Genomic DNA, 4,038 nt, shown 5'->3' on the forward strand with positions numbered 1-4,038 from the left:
GTAATCGTCATTTTTAGGCAAGCGGATGGAGCCTTGATTTTTTTGTCACTTTTTGTATCCAAACAAAAAGTGAAGAAGATTAGTTTAGGAAATGTAAATACCCTTGCTTCTGCAAACGAACTCCTGTTCCGAAACACCGCAGCATCCCCCACATGCTCCCATCAACGCAATAGGCTTTGTGTAATTGGCTACAATAAAAAAGCTATTGCCAATGACAGCTACTGCGGGGTAAGGGTATAGATGTGGTAGATGGGAGACCTCCTACCACCAAAAAAATTCAGGCACCATATTTGTTCTATTGCAGCGCCAACCGGAGGTGTATAAATTTTAAACAAACTTAATTGATACACCTTGACCGGCAACATACCAAATTCCATATATTTGTTTCCGTTTCTAAAAGGAGCAGATCCCGGCAGAAATAGCGGTTTTACAAGCAAACATTAAAAAGCGACTGTGAGTCACGTGGCGAAGCTGTGTAAACCCTCCAAAACCAACTGAAATTAATTATCCAAAACTCAAGGGGTTTCTGTACTTTCCCTTTTATTTGTAACCTACATGCAAACAAAACGACTATGGGCCTTGGGGCTTATCCTAACACTGGTAGCTTGTAACCCGGCCAAGCGGTTAGACCGCAATTTTAATCTGTTCCAGAAAAACATAGACAGTGTGGTCGTTACCCCACTACAAAACCCGGTGATACAACCCAACGACCAGTTGAACATTACCGTTTACAGTGCTACCTTGAATCAGGAGCAGGCGGCCCTGTTCAATTTGGCCAATACCGCCGGCAGCAATGGCGCCATGGCCGGTGAGGGTGCCGTTGGCGGTAGCACTTCTGCCGCCGGCTATTTTGTGGACCTGGAGGGCTTTATTCAAATGCCGGTGATTGGGTTGGTAAAAGCGGCCGGCCTCACCATTCCTGCCCTGCGCGATACCTTGCAGGCCCGATTGGCAACTTATGTCATGAATCCGGTGGTGCTGGTGAAATTCAACCAGTTTAAAGTGAGCGTGATGGGGGAGGTGAAAAATCCAGGTATCAAAACCTTTCCTTCGGGCATTGCCACCATTTTGGACGCCATTAACACCAGTGGGGGACTCAATGATGAAGGGCGCCGCGATAGTGTTGTGCTGATTCGACAGGACAGTGGCCGTATTCAGCACTATGTGTACGACCTGCGCTCGGTGCAAAACACCTTTGCCTCGCCCGAATACCAATTGCAACAAAATGATGTGGTATATGTGAAAGCCAATGACCGCAAATTGCGCCAGTTGAAACAAAACCCGAATACCATGCGAACCATTAGCGTCATTTCAACCATTGCTTCTTTGATCCTTATTACCCTTACCCTATACCGTACTTTTTAAATCACCAAACCCATTCATGGTATGGAGCAAACACCGCCCACCCACCAGCAAACCCAAACCACTGCTTACCAGCTTAGGGAATTGTTGTTCAAATACTTAGCCTACCTGCCCCTCTTTATTTTAAGCGTGGTGATTTCTGTGGGGGTGGGCTATATTTATATCAAATATACCGTACCCATTTACAATGCCAGCACCCTGCTGCTCATTAAACCCGGAGAGGACAATACCATTTCCCAAACCCCCGGCAATGACCCTGTTTCCATTGCTTTAACCGGTGGCCGGAAAGTGAATTTAGACAATGAAATTGAGCAATTGCGGTCCTATCCCGTCATTGAACGGGTGGTGAAAGCCGGCCAATTTAACCTGCGTTATTTTACCAAGGGTAAAATCAACCGCTATGAAATTGACAAAGCGGGGGGCTTTCGGCTTCTTCCCTTACAAATAGCCGATAGCAGCCATGCCTATAGTTTTACTATTCCGGAATACACCCTCACGGGCGGTGAAATTACCTGGGGTGGCCCCGATCAGGATGCGCATCGCCAGGCCTTTCGCTGGAATGATACCCTTACCCTGGAGGGGATGCGCTTCGTATTGGTGCCTAATCCGGGATTGACTGACAATACCATTCCCTATACCATTGTGTGGGAGCCCATTCCCCAAGCCATTGCCGAAATTCAGGGCGACTTGTCCATTACCATTCCCAACCCTAAAACCACCACTCTGCAACTGAATATTAAGGTAGAAAACCGTTTCCGGGGGCAGGAAATTTTGAATACCCTGATTGAACAATATAAAATAGTAGACATTGACGATAAAAACCGCGTGGCCCGCAATTCCATTGCCTTTATTGACCAGCGCCTGAATATTGTGCAACAGGAATTAACGCAATTGGAATTAGATATTAAAAACTACAAGGAGCGCAACCATATCAGCGACCTTGGCATCATGAGCCAGCAATATGCGGCCACCACCAAGGCGTTTCAGGATGCCATTGACGGGCTGCAAACCAAGTTGAATATGGCGGCGATGGTGAACGATTACATCAGTCGCCCGGAAAACAACCACAAGCTCATCCCTTCCAGCATGGGCATTGATGACCCTACCTTCATGGCCCTGGTGGCCAATTACAATGAAGTGCAGTTGAAAAAAGACAAAAATGCTCCCTATATCACCCCGGGGGGCATGATTAGCGGAGATTTCGAGAATCAATTGGCGCAAACTAGGAAAAGTATGCTGATTAGCCTGGCCAATTACCAAAAAGCGCTCCGGGAGCAACTGGCTAACCAGCAAAAAAACCTGGCGGTGAGTGATGCCTTGCTATTTTCCATTCCGGAAAAAGAACGGGAGTTGATGGATATCAATCGCCAAAAATCCATCAAAGAAAGCTTATACCTCTACCTGCTGCAAAAGCGGGAAGAAGCCGCTATTTCCAGTTCTTCTACAGTATCGAATTATCAGCAGTTAACCCCCGCCGTATCTTCCCCCGTGCCGGTAGAACCCCGCACCAACAATATTCGCATGTTTTCGCTGTTGTTGGGCATTGTGCTGCCCTTCGGCATCATCTTCCTCATTGATTTGTTGAACGATAAGGTTACCACCCGGGAAGACATTGTACACCGCATTGACAAGCCCATTGTGGGGGAAATCAGCCATGCGGGATTGGCCGGTCGCCACATTATTGTCACCAGCTCCCGCAATGTCATTGCCGAGCAATTTCGCATCTTGCGCACCAATATGGAGTTTCAGGTAAAGGGCCAAGCCAAGCCCGTTACCTATTTGGTTACTTCTTCGGTGAGTGGGGAAGGGAAGTCCTTTGTCAGCCTGAATCTGGCTGCGGTATTATCCCTATCCACCAAAAAAGTGGCATTATTGGAATTCGATTTGCGCAAACTGCGCAAAGAAGTGTATGAAGGGGAACAACAAAACCCCAAGGGCATTACCAATTGTTTAATCGGTCAGGTACAGAATCCGGCTGAAGCCATTACCACCATCGACAGTTTGCCCAACCTGCATATTTTTCGTTCCGGTCCCATCCCCCCCAATCCCGCCGAATTGGTGATTGGGGAGCAGGTAGTTGCTTTCATGCAATGGGTAAAAGAGCGGTATGATTATATCATCATTGACTCGGCTCCCGTAGGACTGGTGAGTGATACCTATGCTTTTACGGCCTATGCCGATTCGGTGATTTACCTGATTCGGCAACGGTTTACCTATAAAAAGCAGGTGGACTTTTTTGCGGATTTGGTGGCCCAAAACAAATTGCCCAATGCTTGTATAGTAGTGAACGATGTACAGTTAGGCGGTCGTTATGGCTATTATGGGTACGGCTATGGCTATGGTGGCTATGGCTATATGTACCGCTATGGGTTGTATAGCAAACGCGGCTATGGCTATGGGTATTACGGTAAAACCGACCAGGAAGGCTACTTTGATCCACCCGATAAAAGCTAATGGGGGTAGCTATCCGGGGAAGGGAAAGTAGTACCTATGGTTGGTGGGGACACCAACCAGTAGGGAAAAAGATGGACAAAAAATGGATGCAAGCTCAACCGCTAGGGTGCCCCATCGGCCTCATCAAAAAGGCGTAAAGCGGAGGGGATTGCGCAGCGTTAAGCAACAAAAGCTGCCGGGCTATGCAAGCAATTTTTCATAAGTCTACGATATTTCATGTTG

3 protein-coding genes are annotated in these 4,038 nt (G+C 47.4%); all 3 read left to right on the forward strand.

Annotated elements, in window-relative coordinates; all coding sequences use genetic code 11:
- The coding region (locus ACP5P5_RS13385) for a hypothetical protein (protein ID WP_428286618.1) at positions 1–240 on the forward strand (240 nt) is incomplete at its 5' end.
- 315 nt (positions 241–555) lie between these two features.
- Positions 556–1,365, forward strand: coding sequence for a polysaccharide biosynthesis/export family protein (locus tag ACP5P5_RS13390; protein ID WP_428286619.1), 810 nt, complete (start codon positions 556–558; stop codon positions 1,363–1,365).
- A 21-nt stretch (positions 1,366–1,386) separates the two neighbouring features.
- Entirely contained in the window at positions 1,387–3,816 is a 2,430-nt protein-coding gene (locus ACP5P5_RS13395; RefSeq protein ID WP_428286620.1) for a GumC family protein, read from the forward strand.
- Positions 3,817–4,038 lie beyond the last annotated feature (222 nt).

The sequence above is a fragment of the Hydrotalea sp. genome, assembly GCF_049968455.1.
Taxonomy (GTDB): Bacteria; Bacteroidota; Bacteroidia; order Chitinophagales; family Chitinophagaceae; genus Hydrotalea.